Annotated in this window: 12 protein-coding genes, 1 tRNA gene, 2 rRNA genes and 1 other annotated feature; of the genes, 12 read left to right on the top strand and 3 right to left on the bottom strand. The window is 44.2% G+C overall.

What is annotated here, in order from left to right; all coding sequences use genetic code 11:
- Positions 1 to 12: 12 nt before the first annotated feature.
- From L1D60_RS07255 to cqsA, 4 genes are all read left to right on the top strand, one after another.
- Positions 13 to 2,784 (top strand): 23S ribosomal RNA (locus tag L1D60_RS07255).
- A gap of 88 nt (positions 2,785 to 2,872) precedes the next feature.
- Positions 2,873 to 2,958, top strand: a sequence feature (5S ribosomal RNA rRNA prediction is too short).
- 12 nt (positions 2,959 to 2,970) lie between these two features.
- A 5S ribosomal RNA gene (rrf, locus tag L1D60_RS07250) occupies positions 2,971 to 3,086 on the top strand.
- Positions 3,087 to 3,155: 69 nt separating this feature from the next.
- Positions 3,156 to 3,246: transfer RNA gene (locus L1D60_RS07245), tRNA-Ser, on the top strand.
- Positions 3,247 to 3,749: 503 nt separating this feature from the next.
- The gene (cqsA, locus tag L1D60_RS07240; RefSeq protein ID WP_345772861.1) at positions 3,750 to 4,982 is read left to right on the top strand and encodes an alpha-hydroxyketone-type quorum-sensing autoinducer synthase; all 1,233 of its coding nucleotides are present in this window, start codon (positions 3,750 to 3,752) and stop codon (positions 4,980 to 4,982) included.
- A gap of 68 nt (positions 4,983 to 5,050) precedes the next feature.
- On the opposite strand, the gene L1D60_RS07235 is transcribed toward cqsA, so the two are convergent.
- Positions 5,051 to 7,096 (bottom strand): hybrid sensor histidine kinase/response regulator, encoded by a 2,046-nt coding sequence (locus L1D60_RS07235; RefSeq protein WP_239840412.1) that lies wholly within the window; start codon positions 7,094 to 7,096, stop codon positions 5,051 to 5,053.
- 798 nt (positions 7,097 to 7,894) lie between these two features.
- Here L1D60_RS07235 and L1D60_RS07230 point away from each other — a divergent pair.
- From L1D60_RS07230 to L1D60_RS07220, 3 genes are all read left to right on the top strand, one after another.
- Positions 7,895 to 8,701, top strand: a complete 807-nt coding sequence (locus L1D60_RS07230) for a hypothetical protein (protein WP_239840411.1) — start codon at positions 7,895 to 7,897, stop codon at positions 8,699 to 8,701.
- 191 nt (positions 8,702 to 8,892) lie between these two features.
- A complete protein-coding gene (locus L1D60_RS07225; protein WP_239840410.1) occupies positions 8,893 to 9,117 on the top strand; it encodes a hypothetical protein in 225 nt (74 codons plus the stop codon).
- Positions 9,114 to 9,335 (top strand): hypothetical protein, encoded by a 222-nt coding sequence (locus L1D60_RS07220; protein ID WP_239840409.1) that lies wholly within the window; start codon positions 9,114 to 9,116, stop codon positions 9,333 to 9,335. The genes L1D60_RS07225 and L1D60_RS07220 overlap by 4 nt, the downstream gene beginning before the upstream one ends.
- A gap of 103 nt (positions 9,336 to 9,438) precedes the next feature.
- Here L1D60_RS07220 and L1D60_RS07215 read toward each other — a convergent pair whose 3' ends face one another.
- Positions 9,439 to 10,776 (bottom strand): MATE family efflux transporter, encoded by a 1,338-nt coding sequence (locus L1D60_RS07215; RefSeq protein ID WP_239840408.1) that lies wholly within the window; start codon positions 10,774 to 10,776, stop codon positions 9,439 to 9,441.
- A 202-nt stretch (positions 10,777 to 10,978) separates the two neighbouring features.
- Positions 10,979 to 13,351: a phosphoenolpyruvate synthase gene (gene ppsA / locus L1D60_RS07210; protein ID WP_239840407.1), complete on the bottom strand. Its 2,373-nt coding sequence runs from the start codon at positions 13,349 to 13,351 to the stop codon at positions 10,979 to 10,981.
- A gap of 178 nt (positions 13,352 to 13,529) precedes the next feature.
- On the opposite strand from ppsA, the gene L1D60_RS07205 reads away from it, so the two are divergent.
- From L1D60_RS07205 to L1D60_RS07185, 5 genes are all read left to right on the top strand, one after another.
- Complete coding sequence (locus L1D60_RS07205) at positions 13,530 to 14,363, top strand: pyruvate, water dikinase regulatory protein (protein WP_239840406.1); 834 nt, start codon at positions 13,530 to 13,532, stop codon at positions 14,361 to 14,363.
- Between the two features lie 650 nt (positions 14,364 to 15,013).
- A complete protein-coding gene (locus L1D60_RS07200) occupies positions 15,014 to 15,466 on the top strand; it encodes a hypothetical protein (RefSeq protein ID WP_239840405.1) in 453 nt (150 codons plus the stop codon).
- A 3-nt stretch (positions 15,467 to 15,469) separates the two neighbouring features.
- Positions 15,470 to 15,970 carry a hypothetical protein gene (locus L1D60_RS07195; protein ID WP_239840404.1) on the top strand — a complete coding sequence of 167 codons (501 nt, stop codon included), beginning with the start codon at positions 15,470 to 15,472 and terminating at the stop codon, positions 15,968 to 15,970.
- A 39-nt stretch (positions 15,971 to 16,009) separates the two neighbouring features.
- The gene (locus L1D60_RS07190; RefSeq protein WP_239840403.1) at positions 16,010 to 16,420 is read left to right on the top strand and encodes a hypothetical protein; all 411 of its coding nucleotides are present in this window, start codon (positions 16,010 to 16,012) and stop codon (positions 16,418 to 16,420) included.
- Positions 16,417 to 16,887, top strand: a complete 471-nt coding sequence (locus L1D60_RS07185) for a hypothetical protein (RefSeq protein ID WP_239840402.1) — start codon at positions 16,417 to 16,419, stop codon at positions 16,885 to 16,887. Before L1D60_RS07190 ends, L1D60_RS07185 begins: the two co-directional genes overlap by 4 nt.
- Positions 16,888 to 17,040 lie beyond the last annotated feature (153 nt).

Genomic DNA, 17,040 nt, shown 5'->3' with positions numbered 1-17,040 from the left:
TTCGGGTTGTATGGTTAAGTGACTAAGCGTACACGGTGGATGCCTTGGCAGTCAGAGGCGATGAAGGACGTATTAACTTGCGATAAGCCCAGATTAGGTAGTAAAAACCTTTTGAGTCTGGGATTTCCGAATGGGGAAACCCACTTACATAAGTAAGTATCTTGTTGTGAATACATAGCAACAAGAGGCAAACCGGGGGAACTGAAACATCTAAGTACCCCGAGGAAGAGAAATCAACCGAGATTCCGAAAGTAGCGGCGAGCGAAATTGGATTAGCCCTTAAGCTTTTAATGATGCAGGTGAAGRSTCTGGAAAGTSYCGCAATAAAGGGTGATAGCCCCGTAACCGACACATCATAATCAGTGAAATCGAGTAGGGCGGGACACGTGATATCCTGTCTGAATATGGGGGGACCATCCTCCAAGGCTAAATACTACTGACTGACCGATAGTGAACCAGTACCGTGAGGGAAAGGCGAAAAGAACCCCTGTGAGGGGAGTGAAATAGAACCTGAAACCGTGTACGTACAAGCAGTAGGAGCGGGCATTGTCCCGTGACTGCGTACCTTTTGTATAATGGGTCAGCGACTTATATTCAGTGGCAAGGTTAACCGTTTAGGGGAGCCGTAGGGAAACCGAGTCTTAACTGGGCGTTCAGTCTCTGGATATAGACCCGAAACCAGGTGATCTAGCCATGGGCAGGTTGAAGGTTGAGTAACATCAACTGGAGGACCGAACCGACTAATGTTGAAAAATTAGCGGATGACTTGTGGCTAGGGGTGAAAGGCCAATCAAACCTGGAGATAGCTGGTTCTCCCCGAAAGCTATTTAGGTAGCGCCTCGGACGAATACTACTGGGTAGAGCACTGTTAAGGCTAGGGGGTCATCCCGACTTACCAACCCTTTGCAAACTCCGAATACCAGTAAGTACTATCCGGGAGACACACGGCGGGTGCTAACGTCCGTCGTGGAGAGGGAAACAACCCAGACCGCCAGCTAAGGTCCCAAAGTATAGCTAAGTGGGAAACGATGTGGGAAGGCTCAGACAGCCAGGATGTTGGCTTAGAAGCAGCCATCATTTAAAGAAAGCGTAATAGCTCACTGGTCGAGTCGGCCTGCGCGGAAGATGTAACGGGGCTAAGCTATACACCGAAGCTGCGGCTGCAYACTTTAGTRTGCGGGGTAGGGGAGCGTTCTGTAAGCCGTTGAAGGTGGTCTGTAAGGGCTGCTGGAGGTATCAGAAGTGCGAATGCTGACATGAGTAACGATAAAGGGAGTGAAAAACTCCCTCGCCGGAAGACCAAGGGTTCCTGTCCAACGTTAATCGGGGCAGGGTAAGTCGACCCCTAAGGCGAGGCCGAAAGGCGTAGTCGATGGGAAACGGGTTAATATTCCCGTACTTCTTACAATTGCGATGGGGGGACGGAGANCCGTAGGTGAAGTCATTGATGCCATGCTTCCAGGAAAAGCCTCTAAGCTTCAGATTGTAAGGAATCGTACCCCAAACCGACACAGGTGGTCGGGTAGAGAATACCAAGGCGCTTGAGAGAACTCGGGTGAAGGAACTAGGCAAAATGGTACCGTAACTTCGGGAGAAGGTACGCTCTTATCGGTGAAGTCCCTYGCGGATGGAGCTGACGAGAGTCGCAGATACCAGGTGGCTGCAACTGTTTATTAAAAACACAGCACTGTGCAAAATCGTAAGATGACGTATACGGTGTGACGCCTGCCCGGTGCCGGAAGGTTAATTGATGGGGTTAGACTTCGGTCGAAGCTCTTGATCGAAGCCTGTCTCCACCCGAGACTCAGTGAAATTGAAATCGCTGTGAAGATGCAGTGTACCCGCGGCTAGACGGAAAGACCCCGTGAACCTTTACTACAGCTTGGCACTGAACATTGACCCTACATGTGTAGGATAGGTGGGAGACTTTGAAACCGCGTCGCTAGATGTGGTGGAGTCGTCCTTGAAATACCACCCTTGTAGTGTTGATGTTCTAACGTTGGTCCCTGAATCGGGATTACGGACAGTGCCTGGTGGGTAGTTTGACTGGGGCGGTCTCCTCCCAAAGAGTAACGGAGGAGCACGAAGGTGGGCTAATCACGGTTGGACATCGTGAGGTTAGTGCTGGCATAAGCCCGCTTGACTGCGAGAATGACAATTCGAGCAGNCGGACAGTGCCTGGTGGGTAGTTTGACTGGGGCGGTCTCCTCCCAAAGAGTAACGGAGGAGCACGAAGGTGGGCTAATCACGGTTGGACATCGTGAGGTTAGTGCAATGGCATAAGCCCGCTTGACTGCGAGAATGACAATTCGAGCAGGTGCGAAAGCAGGTCATAGTGATCCGGTGGTTCTGAATGGAAGGGCCATCGCTCAACGGATAAAAGGTACTCCGGGGATAACAGGCTGATACCGCCCAAGAGTTCATATCGACGGCGGTGTTTGGCACCTCGATGTCGGCTCATCACATCCTGGGGCTGAAGTCGGTCCCAAGGGTATGGCTGTTCGCCATTTAAAGTGGTACGCGAGCTGGGTYTAGTACGAGAGGACCGGAGTGGACGAACCTCTGGTGTTCGGGTTGTCATGCCAATGGCATTGCCCGGTAGCTAAGTTCGGAATCGATAACCGCTGAAAGCATCTAAGCGGGAAGCGAGCCCTGAGATGAGTCTTCCCTGRCGCTTTAAGCGTCCTAAAGGGTTGTTCAAGACTAGAACGTTGATAGGCAGGGTGTGTAAGCGCTGTGAGGCGTTGAGCTAACCTGTACTAATTGCCCGTGAGGCTTAACCATACAACACCCAAGGGGTTTTGATGGACTCAAAGATATAAGCACTTGAATGAGTTTAGAGAATAACAGCTTTCCAGATTTTAAGAATTTGCTTGGCGACCATAGCGTTGTGGACCCACCTGATTCCATGCCGAACTCAGAAGTGAAACGCAATAGCGCAATAACAGCTTTCCAGATTTTAAGAATTTGCTTGGCGACCATAGCGTTGTGGACCCACCTGATTCCATGCCGAACTCAGAAGTGAAACGCAATAGCGCCGATGGTAGTGTGGGGCTTCCCCATGTGAGAGTAGGACATCGCCAGGCTTCGATTTCGTTGTTTGCATAGCAAATAACAACCTCAACAGTGTACTAATCTGTTGATGAGAATTTGTTGGAGGGATGGCTGAGTGGTCGAAAGCACCGGTCTTGAAAACCGGCAACCGTTAATAGCGGTTCTAGGGTTCAAATCCCTATCCCTCCACCACCATTGAAAAGCCCGCTGAGAAATCAGCGGGCTTTTTTCATTTCGAGGTATTTGGTGCATTCACTTAGCCTCCAAAGAACTTCTTCCCCCTACATATTTATTCCTGTTCCTGTTTCGGGCGCGGCTACGTCCATTATCAACAACACCTTAAAAAATCCGAGCATGTATATGTATGAACCCGTGGTTGTTATATAGGAAGCATTCGAGCGCTTAGCTAACGGTCAGCTTACAGGTAAAGTCACTATTGATATTGCATAAATAGCTGGTTGGATTGTAGATATAAATTTCGTATTAGTGCTTCACGCTGTTACACCGCAGCGTGAGCATCGTCATTTTCCAAGTTTGAAAAACATCGTGAATCTTTGATTTTCGGTGCATCTGAGCAAAAGGCGTACTCCCGAATCCTAATGATTGTTCCACCTCCCTAAATCCTTAAATTCCGAGTTTGCAAGTGGCTGCAAAAATATGCAACTCACCACTTAACAGGTCTGTTTTTTTCGTCAATATACAGCTGTCAGCGCTGGCGTTTTTCTGTATTACGAAGAGAACTTACTATGAGTGATAATTCTAAAACAAAACCATTACCTTCCTTTGTTGAGGAACGCCTTAACGACTTTATTCAAGATCTGATTGCACCAAACATGAACCAAAAGCACTTGGTGCAGGGCCAGCGCCCGAGGCCTAATTCTGTTGTGATGCAAAGCAATGATTACTTGGCTTTGTCGAACCACCCAGATATCCAACAAGCGCATCGAGACGCAATTAAAAACGATGGTCAAAGCGTCGTGATGTCTTCGATCTTTTTGCAAGACAAAGACTCTAAACCCGAGTTCGAGCAACAACTAGCCGAGCTAGTCGGAATGGAGAGTTGTTTGTTGTCTCAATCAGGTTGGTCGGCGAACGTCGGTTTATTGCAAACGATATGTGCTGCAAATACGCCTGTCTATATCGATCACTATGCCCACATGTCGCTCTGGGAAGGCATACGTGCTGCAAATGCGGTTGCTCGTCCATTTCGACACAACAACATGATTCATCTGCGCAAACAGCTTCAACGCCATGGCGCCGGTGTGATTGTGGTCGACTCGGTTTATAGCACGATTGGTACTGTCGCTCCTCTCGCTGACATCTACGAAATGGCTCAAGAGTTTGGCTGCGCATTAATTGTCGATGAGTCCCATTCACTAGGGACCCATGGGAAGCAAGGAGCAGGTCTAGTGCATGCACTTGGGCTTACTGAGCAAGTTGATTTTATGACTGTAAGTTTGGCTAAAGCCTTTGCCTATCGAGCTGGTGCGATTCTTGGTCCTAAATCGATGGCGGATTCACTGCCTTTTGTCGCCTTTCCTGCGATATTCAGCTCAACAGTATTGCCTGAGGAAGTCAGTCGTTTAGAGAAGACACTGCAGGTTATTAAAAGTGCTGATGAGAAACGAAAGCGGCTGTTTGAGCGCACTACAGCACTGAAACATGGACTGTCTGAGATAGGGTTCAATATTCGTAGCGAGTCTCAGATTATTGCATTGGAATGCGGGGGGGAGCGAAATACCGAACGAGTAAGAGACTTCTTGGAAAGTAATGATGTGTTCGGTGCGGTATTTTGCCGGCCTGCAACGGCGAGAAATAATAACATCATCCGTTTTTCTGTGAATTCTGATTTGAGCATGAGTGACATTGATCATGTGTTGACGGTGTGCAAGCAAGCATACAATCACAAGGAGCTACAGTTTGCGTAGGCGGAAGATAGAGGAGTCGTAAATACACTAACAGAGCTCAGAGAAATACTGAGCTCTTATTTAAGTGTTTAAACCCAGTTGGCAATCTTATCGAACAAACGGTTTTTGTCCGCGGGCTTAACAATAAAGTCGGACATACCTGATTCACCAATCTGCTCAAGCGTAACCGGGGAACTGTCGCCCGTGTGAGCAATGATAGGGACTGATGAATAAGCTTTGTTGGATTCCCGGATACGGCGAGAAGCTTCAACGCCATTCATGACTGGCATTTCAATATCCATCAGGATTAGGTCTACATTGGTTTTGTCTAATGCATCTAACGCTTGCTGACCATCTTCTTTTTCAATGACTTCAAAACCTTGTTTCGCAATTAGCATTGCGGTGAATCGGCGTAGAGACTCATTGTCATCAACCACCATAATTGTCCCTTTCTTGGTGGTTTTTAGTGGTTCTAATGCTTCTGGTTGAGCTGTGCTGTCACTATCGAAGAATATCCCTTCTATGGTTGATTTGGTGTTAAGAAGCCAAGCTTGAGTCGCGATCCATTTTGAACCTACAAGCATCGAAGTGATCTGTTTAGTGGATGAATGCTCATATAAGTAGACAATCTGCGCTTCTGTGAACGACAGTAATGACTCCAACGCCATTAATTGTTCAGGGCTTTCAGAGAGAGCTTCAACGTCAACAAAGACTGCATCGAATTCAAACTCATATTCTTTGCGATTCAGAGCTGTTGCAACATTAATGATCGTTAAATCAAAGCTCATAAATCGACTGATTTCGACCATTTTTGTTGTGAGAATACTCTGCTCACAAATCATAAGCACCGACTTAAGCTTGGTGAGCTCATTTTGAATCTCAACTACTGAGCTCGATCCATATCGTGGAAATGAAAGCGTGAACTGAGACCACTCCCCAAGTTCCGACTGGCATTGAACATCGCCACCAAAAGCTTGCATGACCTTTTTACAGAAAGGGAGCCCAAGGCCATAGCTACCTGACTTGCCGGTTGTATAGAAGTCTTGGAAGATATTGCGCCTAACATCGCTTGAGATTCCTGCACCATTATCTGTGACTGTCACACTATTCGTGGTGCCGTCACTCCCCATGGTGATATGGATATGAAAATCTTCTGAACTGCGGTGATGAAACGCATTTTTAAACAAGTTATACATCACGTATTTAAACAGAGTGTCACTGCCCAGAAACTCAAAATCATCCTGCACATCCAACGAAATGACGTTTTTGTCGGTTGAGCGTTTGTAACTAAAGCTATTGATGGCGTCTGAAACAATACTTTGTGCCGAGTGCTTCTTAAATGTTGAACGTGATATGCGATTTTCATCGATCGACGTTAACAGCAGATCAATTGTCTCGTTACCGGTATGAATGATATTCATTGCATCGTCACTGACTTTTTTCAATAGAACTGCATCGTCGTGGTTTAAGGTGTATTCGGTTTTCGGTTCTTGCTTAGGGTTAGGGAGTACCGACTGAATAATGTCGATAGAGGTGAGTAAACCGCTAAGTGGGTTACGCATCTCATGGGCGATACCAGCACCAAATGATTTAGCCAGTGAGACTCTTGCTTCGTGTTCTACTTGGTTACGGACATAGAACAAGTTACCGAACAGGTAGATAAACAGAAAGATGGGAACATGCGTCCAGTCCATGGTGATATCGAGATGAAACCCTTGAGCGACCCAAGCACACACGCTAGCTAACCCTATCCCAGCGAAAGTTTGGGCAAACATGACTCTCGTGATGTGAACCAGCAAGATATGCAGGAAGATGGCAGCCATAAATGACATCACCCACACGTTAGACCAACTGTTCATCAACAGCATGTAAAAGAAGAAGCCGGGTAAGCAGAACGTTGTGACGACCTGATAGTAAGCCGGGAGATACTTTCTCCAGCGAAATGGGAAGCGATGTCTGTATATGATGCCAAAGAACAATGTCGAACAGAACACACGCAGTGGCAGGTTTTCATAGGGCTGCGGGAACAGTAGTTCCCAGACAATGTAGTAAACTGGGAAGCCAACAAAACCCATCCAACCGACCAAGGTCAGATTGGGCTCTGCGTATTGATAAACTTTACGAATAGCATTCATATTGAATTCTTAACTTACCTAGCTTAGACGTTTGATGCTGTTGATTTTATTTTTATATTTTCTAGTAGATTATATATCACTTGCTGACTGTAATCTTTTAAAGTTAGATCAAATATTGCACGAATTTAGATCCGACTCAGGCTCAAAACGCGACAAAATGAGTGGGCAATTCGTGAGATCTATGGAACTCGTGTGATGACCATTGAGGACTCACATGATTCTTAACTAGAGTACTTTTCTGATGTTCATTGGAGTTAGTCTGGTCTCTGGGTACCTACTTGATCAGGGGGAAGCTACATACTAGCTTGCTGGAGGCTTTGTTGATGTGGGTCTAACGTAAGTTTTATTGACTTGTTTATATTCCTTTTTGATTACTCGTTGAATTTAACAAAAGGTTATTTTGGTTAAATTAATTGTTTAAACTTAATTTTATTGGTTTATTAGGGTAAGCATCATACGATTAAGTTATGGTTTTATAACTAATTAAATAATTAGTCTACAATTTTATTTGATATCTGCCCTTACAAGGCCTTACAAATGAGCAATCCATGTACAGCTTACATTGAATTACTTAATAACTGTTCGAATATTTCTCTTAGAAGTTACACTAAAAAAGTGGATATTTATTTGAATAAACTTAAACCTTATACTTTGGATGAGCCAATCCATTGTAAAAAGGATTTATACAAATTTTATTTAATTGATTTCATATTCTTTATTCATATTGAAGGAATAACCTTGGGTTATCACCAAGGATTAGGCTGACGGAGATCAGTTGAAATAATAAGAGAAAGTTAAGTGATAATTTTTAAAAAATCAGTGGTGATTTTGTTTACCTCATTGGCATTGTCTGCATGTGGATTCGATGGTAAGAATGCGCCTGAAATTCAAGAGTCTCAAAAAACGATAAAAGAAAAAATCGGTGGCAAAGACGAAGGCATTTCTACCGGTAAGCCATCACCGGACTTGTTAGACAAATGGAAAAAGTTGGAAGAGTTTGAACAAGCGAACCAATTCGCAACGCATTACGACGTTAGCTCAAACTTGCCAATGGGCGATTTAGAGTTAGTTCAGTACAAGGAAAACGATACGATAAGTCTCAGTATTGCAGACTCAATAACCTTATTACAAGATATCAACACCGGGTCTATTGAAGGCTTATTTACTTCTATCGGTAATACATACATCGATGATTTTTCAGAAATTCGCATCATGACACCAAATGGTCAAAGTGGTTTTGGAGAAATTTCATGTCAACTTGAAGATACCGTTGCCTGCGATTATAACTTTGACTTGTTAACTGATGTTAGCTTCTTTGATGAAAATATTACTTTTGCTGAAGAAACACGCACCATCCGTATTAACGGAGTCGAATTTGAAGCAAGTGATCTGTCGAAGAACCAGCTTGAGTACACTCTTTCAGTGCCGAATGGAGAAATTGAAATTTTAGCGGATTATCTGTGGTCGGATAAATTTGGTGTTGTTGAAGTAGATGCAACAATTAACGTACTTGATAAAGTGCATTATGATGACGGCACCGTTGTGGAAATAAATAAACGTTCATTTAACTATAAGGCTGAAAACGCTAAGTTATCGAGTTTATAACTGCACCTCATTAATTTAATAAGCCTGATTAAATTCGGGCTTATTAATTCTAAATTAATTTGACAATAGATAATATAATCTTTTGGTTTTCCATAATTTTTTCTGGGTGTTTTCTTAGAATGATTAACATTAGTTTTAAAAAGTTTTCATTGATGATGAGTACTGTTGGAAAGATAAAAAAGAGTGATTGCTTGGCCATTTCATTCGCGGCTGAAGCTGTGATGAAAGCGAGACAGATGAACATCAACAAAGACAGAATTACAGAAGAAGCATCGAGTCACAATATTGATGTTCTGAACGCAATTGTTGATGATGCCTTTTGTTATCCTGTGGCAGGTTCGTCCGTAGGTCGTGCAGCTCTCATTAAAGACTTCAAGAAGCGTTGGTTCACAACTTGTAGTTGTGATTTAGCATGAAAGATCAGCTAGATATTGATTTTATTAGTCTTATTGACCGTGATGTTAGGTCTGAGTTTAAAGAAGAAGTTGTTCAGAAAGAGGCTTCACTAATGTCTGAGATGACAAAGGAAGAAGTCACATATATAAGTTTGTTTGTATTTGTAGGTTTGGGTGGGGCTATTTTGTTTTTTAACATCAGAGAGAGCATCTACTCCATGATTAGGGGCACCAGTTAAGTTGTTGCCTTTTATTGCAGTTAAAGTTTAGGCAGCGCAAATGTAGATTGGCTGCCTTTTTTTACTTTCAGAGGTTAGAGCCTAAAATCCTTGTCGATGAACATTATTGACGGGAGAGTTTTAACTCAACTTGTTTAAGTGCGCGTTGATACATCATCCAAGCACAAGTACCTGCCAGTATGTTACCCACCATTGCTCCCCAGAACAGACCTTCAATTCCCGCTACTTGAGAGCCAATCCATAAACATGGCAAGAAGAAAGCAAACAAGCGCAGTGCTGAAATCGTCAGCGCGGTATACGACTTACCTAATGCGTTCGATACCGACACCGTCAGCATACAAATACCAAGAGGACCAAGGCTGATTGGAACGATCATTAAGTGGTAGTTGAGGATTGTCGTCACATCACTGTCGCTGGTCATTAACCCCGCTAACCCGCTCGAGAATAGCCAAGTAACGAGTGCAATGATGACCTGAAAACCAAGTATAAAGGTGGCTGCAATCTTTATGAGACTGCGAATGTCCGTCAGGTTCTTTTCACCGAGCATGCGACCAACCATTGGGGGCATCGACATGGTTAGAGCCAAAACAGAAACAATTGAGAAAAATTCGAAGCGTGAGCCCAGCGCCCAAGCAGCAACTGCTGCTGTGCCGTAACTTGCCAGTAGTTTGGTGGCTAACATTGAAGAGACAGGTGGCAGTAATTGGCTGATCATCGCTGGGCCCATGATATGGCCAATAGAGCGAACACTTTTACTGATGTTTAAGTCTTGCCAATCGAACGTGAGCCAGTGTTTCTTGGTAACCTTAGGTGCCACAATCAGAATACCTACGCCAAATGCGATGATCGTTGCGATCGCTGCACCATTAATACCTAAATCCAAAGTGAAAATGAAGATTGGATCGAGCACAAGGTTAATCAAACTGGTGGCAATCATCATGGTACCTGGAAGCATGGTATTGCCGTTGGCACGGCAGACGCTGTAGAAGAAGTACAGCATTGCGCCTGTCCAAGAGCTGACCAGCCAGTAGATCCAGTAAGAATCAATGATTGGAAAGACGGACTCAGGCGCGCCCAACAACTGTAAAATAGGGCTGCGCACTAGGTAAATAATCACCGAGAATAGCGCTACACCCACGCCACCCATAACAACAACCAATCCACCCAGTTGTTTCGCGTAACGAGTCTGTTTCGCACCAATTGCTCGCGCGATCACTGCCGTAGTTGCGATACCCAAACCGACTTGAATGCCAATGATGATCATCTGAATCGGCAGCGTAAAGCCTTGAGCAGCGAGAGGTAGAACGCCTAACTGACCGATAAAAGCACTATCCACAAGCTGAAAACTCATTAGTGATAGTACGCCGAATAGCATCGGCCAGGTCATAGTAAAGAGTTGCCTGCTCAGAGAGGGTGAGGGCGTCGTAGTTGTTGAAGTCATATTCGTCTTAAGATTATTGAGGGGACGGTGATTAACCGTTCAATGTAGATTGGCTAAAGGATAGCGTAATGTCAGGCGGATACCAATATGCGGTATGACTGAGTCAGTGTTGCGATTAACATGCTGATGTAGCTTCTGGGGTATTAAAGCCAAAAAAGCCAGTCGTAATGACTGGCTTTATTCGTCTCTTGATTAGAGAAGGTTATTTGTTAGCAACATTGCCTAACTTCAACCAAGTATCAATAACCGTATCTGGGTTTAGAGATACAGAGCTGATACCTTGCTCCATTAGCCACTCGGCTAGGTCATCGTGATCCGATGGGCCTTGGCCACAGATACCCACGTACTTGCCTGCTTTAGTTGCCGCATCAATCGCCATCTTCAGCATTGCTTTCACTGCTGGGTTACGCTCGTCAAATAGATGAGCAACATCACCAGAGTCACGGTCAAGACCAAGTGTTAGCTGAGTCATGTCGTTAGAACCAATAGAGAAACCATCGAAGTACTTCAAGAACTCTTCCGCCAATACAGCGTTAGATGGCAGCTCACACATCATGATCACTTTCAGACCTTGATCACCACGACGTAGGTTGAATTTCGCCAGTAGGTCGATAACCGATGCCGCTTCGCTTGGAGTACGAACGAAAGGAATCATAATTTCAACGTTCTTAAGAGCCATTTCGTTGCGTACGCGCTTGATCGCTTGAGTTTCTAGCTCAAAGCAGTCTTCAAATACTGGTGAGATGTAACGAGAAGCACCACGGAAGCCCAGCATTGGGTTCTCTTCGTGCGGTTCAAACTCTTTACCACCGACTAGGTTGCTGTATTCGTTAGACTTAAAGTCAGACATACGTACGATCACACGCTTAGGCCAGAACGCAGAAGCGATAGTTGCGATGCCCTCTGTTAGCTTGCTTACGTAGAAATCGATAGGATCTTTGTAGCCACGGATGCGCTCAGTGATTTCAGCTTTAAGCTCATCGCTCTGTGCGTCAAAGTTAAGTAGCGCTTTCGGGTGAATACCGATCATCTTGTTGATGATGAACTCAAGACGAGCCAGACCAACACCTTCGTTAGGGATTTGAGCGAAGTCGAACGCACGATCTGGGTTGCCCACGTTCATCATCACTTTGGTTGGAAGCAGTGGTAGTTCGTCAACGGCAGAACGCTTGATTTCGAAATCTAGCTCGCCTTGATAAACGTAACCTGTTTCACCTTCTGCACACGATACTGTCACTGTAGAGCCATCTTTTAGGCGGCTCGTCGCGTCGCCACAACCAACAATTGCTGGGATACCCAGTTCACGAGCGATGATCGCTGCGTGACAAGTACGACCACCACGGTTGGTTACAATCGCAGACGCTTTCTTCATCACTGGTTCCCAATCTGGGTCAGTCATGTCAGTGACTAGAACGTCACCTTCTTGAACCAAAGACATTTGATCCAGTGAATCAACCAAACGAACAGGGCCAGAGCCGATGCGTTGGCCGATTGCACGACCTTCAACGGCTACATCTGCTTTGTTGCTTAGCTCGTAACGTTCAATCACGTTTTGCTCGCTCTGAGAACATACGGTCTCTGGGCGTGCTTGTACAATGTATAGCTTGCCGTCGATGCCATCTTTCGCCCACTCAATGTCCATTGGACGTTGGTAGTGCTTCTCGATGATCATCGCTTGTTTTGCTAGCTCTTTGATCTCTTCATCGTTCAGTGAGAACTCGTTACGCTCTTGAGTGTCTGTGTCGATGATATCAACTTGCTTACCGATCTCTTGGTTAGTTGAGTAGATCATCTTGATCAGCTTAGAGCCGAACGTTTTCTTAACGATAGGGTACTGACCTGCTTCAAGCATCGGCTTGTGAACGTAGAACTCATCTGGGTTCACTGCACCTTGAACGACCATTTCGCCTAGACCCCAAGATGAAGTGATGAATACCACTTGATCGAAGCCAGATTCAGTATCGAGCGTGAACATGACACCTGAAGATGCTTTGTCTGAACGAACCATGCGTTGGATACCTGCAGAAAGCGAGATACCACGGTGGTCAAAGCCTTGGTGTACACGGTAAGAGATCGCGCGGTCGTTGAACAGAGACGCGTATACGTGCTTTGTTGCTTCTAGAACAGCATCGATGCCTTTTACGTTCAGGAAAGTCTCTTGTTGACCTGCAAACGAAGCATCAGGAAGGTCTTCCGCCGTTGCCGATGAACGAACTGCTACAGACAATTCGTCATTGCCTTCGATCAGTTCACGGTAGTTGTCGCGGATATCTTGCTCTAGGGATTCTGGGAAAGGGGCTTCAAGAACCCATTGGCGAATCGTTGCACCTGTCTTACGCAGAGCTTCAACGTCTTCAACATCAAGTTCATCAAGTAGTTGGTGAATACGCTCATCAAGGCCTTTGTAATCAAGGAACTCATTAAACGCATAAGAAGTGGTAGCAAAACCATTTGGTACAGAAACACCAGCATTGGATAGGTTAGAAACCATCTCGCCAAGTGAGGCGTTCTTACCGCCGACCTTGTCGACATCTTCCATGGATAGGCCATTGAACCATAGGGTATTATTTTGCATTTATTTCTCCAGAAACATAGCAAGTTTTGTAGGGATTTAAAGGCAAACGATTACGTCAGAATTGAAAAAAATGTTAAAAATTTTTCAAACCTGTGGGGAACGTAATAGTCAGCAGGCTTTTGTTATATATATTATGGTGTCCATCCTACTCAAAATAATTTTAAACATTAAATAAAAAATGCAAATTGATATTCAAAGTCGTGATGTATTCTATGTTTCTGATGGAACGGCCATAACATGTGAGACTTTAGGGCACGTTGTTCTAGGTCAATTTCCCTTCAAAGCTAATGAAAAAACCTTTCCGTTTGTAGAAAGCGAAGACAAATTGAGTGACTTGCTCAAAGAGATCGAGATTTCCTACCAAACGACAGGTTACGAACCTCTGGTGTTTTTTTCGATTGTTATCCCCGACATCAAGAAAAAGCTGTTGGCAGCTCCAGCGCACTGTTATGACGTGTTAGAAAGCATCGTGCAGAAGGTGCAAGATGACACCAAGATGGCTCCCAAACCGAAACTGCAGCGCTCACGCAGTGTAGATAAAGATTCGGATAAGTATTTCGACCGTATCGCAGCGATTGAATACACGCTCGCGCATGATGACGGAATTACGTTAAGAGGGCTGGAAGAGGCTGATATTATTCTTCTTGGTGTATCTCGTAGCGGAAAGACACCGACTAGTCTCTACATGGCGATGCAGTTCGGGTTGCGCGTCGCTAACTACCCATTTATCCATGACGATATTGCGCGACTGAGACTCCTGCCTGAATTTGAGATCCATCGTCATAAGTTATTTGGTTTAACGATTGATGCAGAACGTTTGACTGAGATTCGTGAAAACCGTCTAGCTGGAAGTGAATACGCTAGTGACTCGCAGTGTCTCTACGAGTTGCAAACGGTAGAGGGGCTTTTCCGACGAGAGGCGATTCCGTACATCAATACCTCTTCACTTTCGGTCGAAGAGATCTCAACGCGAATTTTAGAGCGAACCGGTCTGAGACGCCGACTTCTTTGATCTTTCGTTTTCATGACGATCTTGCTGTCTTGTTGAGGCAGCAAGGTTGATCTTTCCTCTTTCATATCTTAATCCACTCTTAAAACTGGCCTTCTTTCGAAATCACTCCTATCTGCGAAACCAAGCTTCTACTCTTTTGTTCTAGTGCTATTTGTTAGGCGTTGTTCAAGGCAATGTCATTGCTACGTAAATAACAACTTATTCACCGAACAAAATAGATAAGGTGGCGCAAAATGGTAAAAAATCGCTAAATATCTCAAATAGTCTTGCTGTAACTAATTTGATTGAGATTATAACTAGATGAAAACCACCATATTAATTTTATCTGCTCTACTAACGATGAGTCTGCCTGCTATGGCGAATTTACATGTGTGGGATAACAAACAGTTTCAAGCTTATTCTGATAAAACCGAAGTTAAGTTTACGTTAGTAAATAAGTACAACAAAAAAGCCGACTATTACCTCCGAATAGATAACAAGTCATTTCCGAATAAACTGAGTTTAGGCCCAAACCAAGATATTGAATTAAATATTCATGTTAAGACACCTGCTGGCCAGAAAACCAAGAAAAAAATATGTACTCGAATGGTAACGGACTCTCCAAATAGCTATGAAGTGTGTACCAATATTAAATTCGAAAGGTATTGATGATGAGGCGAATATTATTATCGATTGTGGCGCTATTTGTTCCCGCTATGTTACACGCTAACCCGATTCCGAGTGTCTCCAATCCATCTGGAACTGACCGTATTCGAACCTCGGAAGGCGCGTCATGTGAGCAAGCGATTTCGACCGGTAAAACCATTCAATTTGGTACGTACGGAGCTACCGGCAATGAGGACAGTGATAACTACTATGGTGGCGATCCAAGTAACTACTACCACCAAAACCAAGATGAAGCAGGTATTTATGCCGCCATCACCTTCCAATTTGGTGGTGAAGAGAGAGTGGATTGCTCTCGCTTATACGAATTTGAATTGAGAGAGAGGAAGAGAGAAGAAGAGTTAGCTCAAGCAGAACACGAGCTTAAACTGCTGCAAATCGAAGCTGAGAAGTATCGTCTTCTCAAGATGAAACAAATGAATACAACCTTTTCGGAGTAAGAGATGAAGAAAGGAAAACAGTTATTGCTGCTAACTGCTTGTGGTGTGTTGTCAGTATCGACAGCATACGCAAACCCACCCAACGATGAAGATGAAGTCACTAGCGGAGATGTGACCTTTTCTGCGACGGTAGAAAAGCAATGTGGTATCGACGTAACGGCAGCCACGGCTGACCTTGCTTTTGGTGACAGCTATTTAGACTCTACGGCCCAGGTCAAACTCATTAACAATGAGAAAAATGGCAAGATTGAGTTTAAGGTCGAGCCTATTACGACTGAAGAGTTAGGAGATCAAGTTACCATAAATGATGTCCACTTTAGAGCTGAAAGTTCCGTGTCTGCAGATATGACTGCACCGGAATGGGAGGAGGGGATAGAATTCACTCGAGACGACCTCAGGTCAAACAATTTAGTGAATCTAGCGGCTCGAGTATCCGTTGATGAGAGTAACCTAGATGCTGATGACTATGAATTAGTGACCAACTGGATCATTGAATGTGATTAATAACTAAAACCCTCATGAGAGGGTTTTTTAGGTCGTATGATGAAAACAATGTTATTTCTATTTCTAGTGATTTTTCTTTCCCCTTATGCATTAAGTCAAAATAATAAAGCACATAAAGATAATGATATTTTGAATGAAAGCTGTGTAAGGGGAGCTGAATATCATGAAAATCGTATATTCGATGCTATATCTAGCTCAGAATATATTAATTGGACTCAAGTGAAGTTAATGAATATCAGTAGCCGCTATGATTACTCAAATACAATGATGGAACATGCCAATGACGAATATATATCCTGTGATCTCATCGTCGACTATAAATACAATGGAAAAAAGATATCCATTAACTCAACCTATTTGATGTCACTAGAAAATGATCAAATTAAAAGCACTGAGCTGTCCACTAAAGAAGCGGTAAGAGACTTTATTGTGAGGGTGATAGTCAATTGAGAAACGTCGTTACTTTACTCCTGCTTCCTATGCTCTGTGCATTTCAAGTGGCTGCATCAACTCAACACCAGAGTCTTAGGTTCTCTAAGCATGTCCACGAACAATGCGGCATTGCAGTGATTGATAATGCTGGTGAGCTGAATTTTGGACAACGTTATGAAGGGCAAGCACTGCGTTTTAAGCTCACTTCGAACAGAAAGGGTGGGCGTGTTCTACTGAAATTGGTTCATTTTGACATCGGTAGCTTTGAGCCAGTAGCAGATCGGTCTCAGGTGCACTTTCGGGTGGATGGTGCCTTTCGTCATCAGGGAGATGTTGATTTCTGGCAACAAGGCGTTGAGCTGCAGGCTGATGTTTTGCGTGATTATCCAGAAGTAACAGTCAGCGCACGCATCGATTTGCAAGACTACAGCGCTCCTGCGGGCGAGCATTACATCAATATGGAATGGGGGATTGAGTGTTACTAGCTTACAGTTTGTTCGTTCAATAACAGTTCGCTTAAAAATCTGTTTGCTGATTTATTCCTTCCTCTTTCATGACTCCCCAAAAATAATTGAAAAAAGTGCTTTACCTAAAGTTAACTTGAGGATTTAAGATGCCAACCAAGCGATAAGGAGAGA

It is taken from the genome of Vibrio sp. Isolate30 (assembly GCF_022397975.1).
In the GTDB taxonomy this organism is placed as follows: domain Bacteria; phylum Pseudomonadota; class Gammaproteobacteria; order Enterobacterales; family Vibrionaceae; genus Vibrio; species Vibrio fortis.
The sequence above is the reverse complement of the archived record's forward strand: the minus strand, read 5'-3'. Positions and strand labels throughout refer to the sequence as shown.

Coding starts and splice junctions, on each gene's coding strand:
- L1D60_RS07235 (WP_239840412.1), bottom strand. CDS start 7,096: ATGAATGCTATTCGTAAAGTTTATCAATACGCAGAGCCCAATCTGACC.
- L1D60_RS07220 (WP_239840409.1), top strand. CDS start 9,114: ATGAAAGATCAGCTAGATATTGATTTTATTAGTCTTATTGACCGTGAT.
- L1D60_RS07215 (WP_239840408.1), bottom strand. CDS start 10,776: ATGACTTCAACAACTACGACGCCCTCACCCTCTCTGAGCAGGCAACTC.
- ppsA (WP_239840407.1), bottom strand. CDS start 13,351: ATGCAAAATAATACCCTATGGTTCAATGGCCTATCCATGGAAGATGTC.
- L1D60_RS07205 (WP_239840406.1), top strand. CDS start 13,530: ATGCAAATTGATATTCAAAGTCGTGATGTATTCTATGTTTCTGATGGA.
- L1D60_RS07200 (WP_239840405.1), top strand. CDS start 15,014: ATGAGGCGAATATTATTATCGATTGTGGCGCTATTTGTTCCCGCTATG.
- L1D60_RS07195 (WP_239840404.1), top strand. CDS start 15,470: ATGAAGAAAGGAAAACAGTTATTGCTGCTAACTGCTTGTGGTGTGTTG.
- L1D60_RS07190 (WP_239840403.1), top strand. CDS start 16,010: ATGAAAACAATGTTATTTCTATTTCTAGTGATTTTTCTTTCCCCTTAT.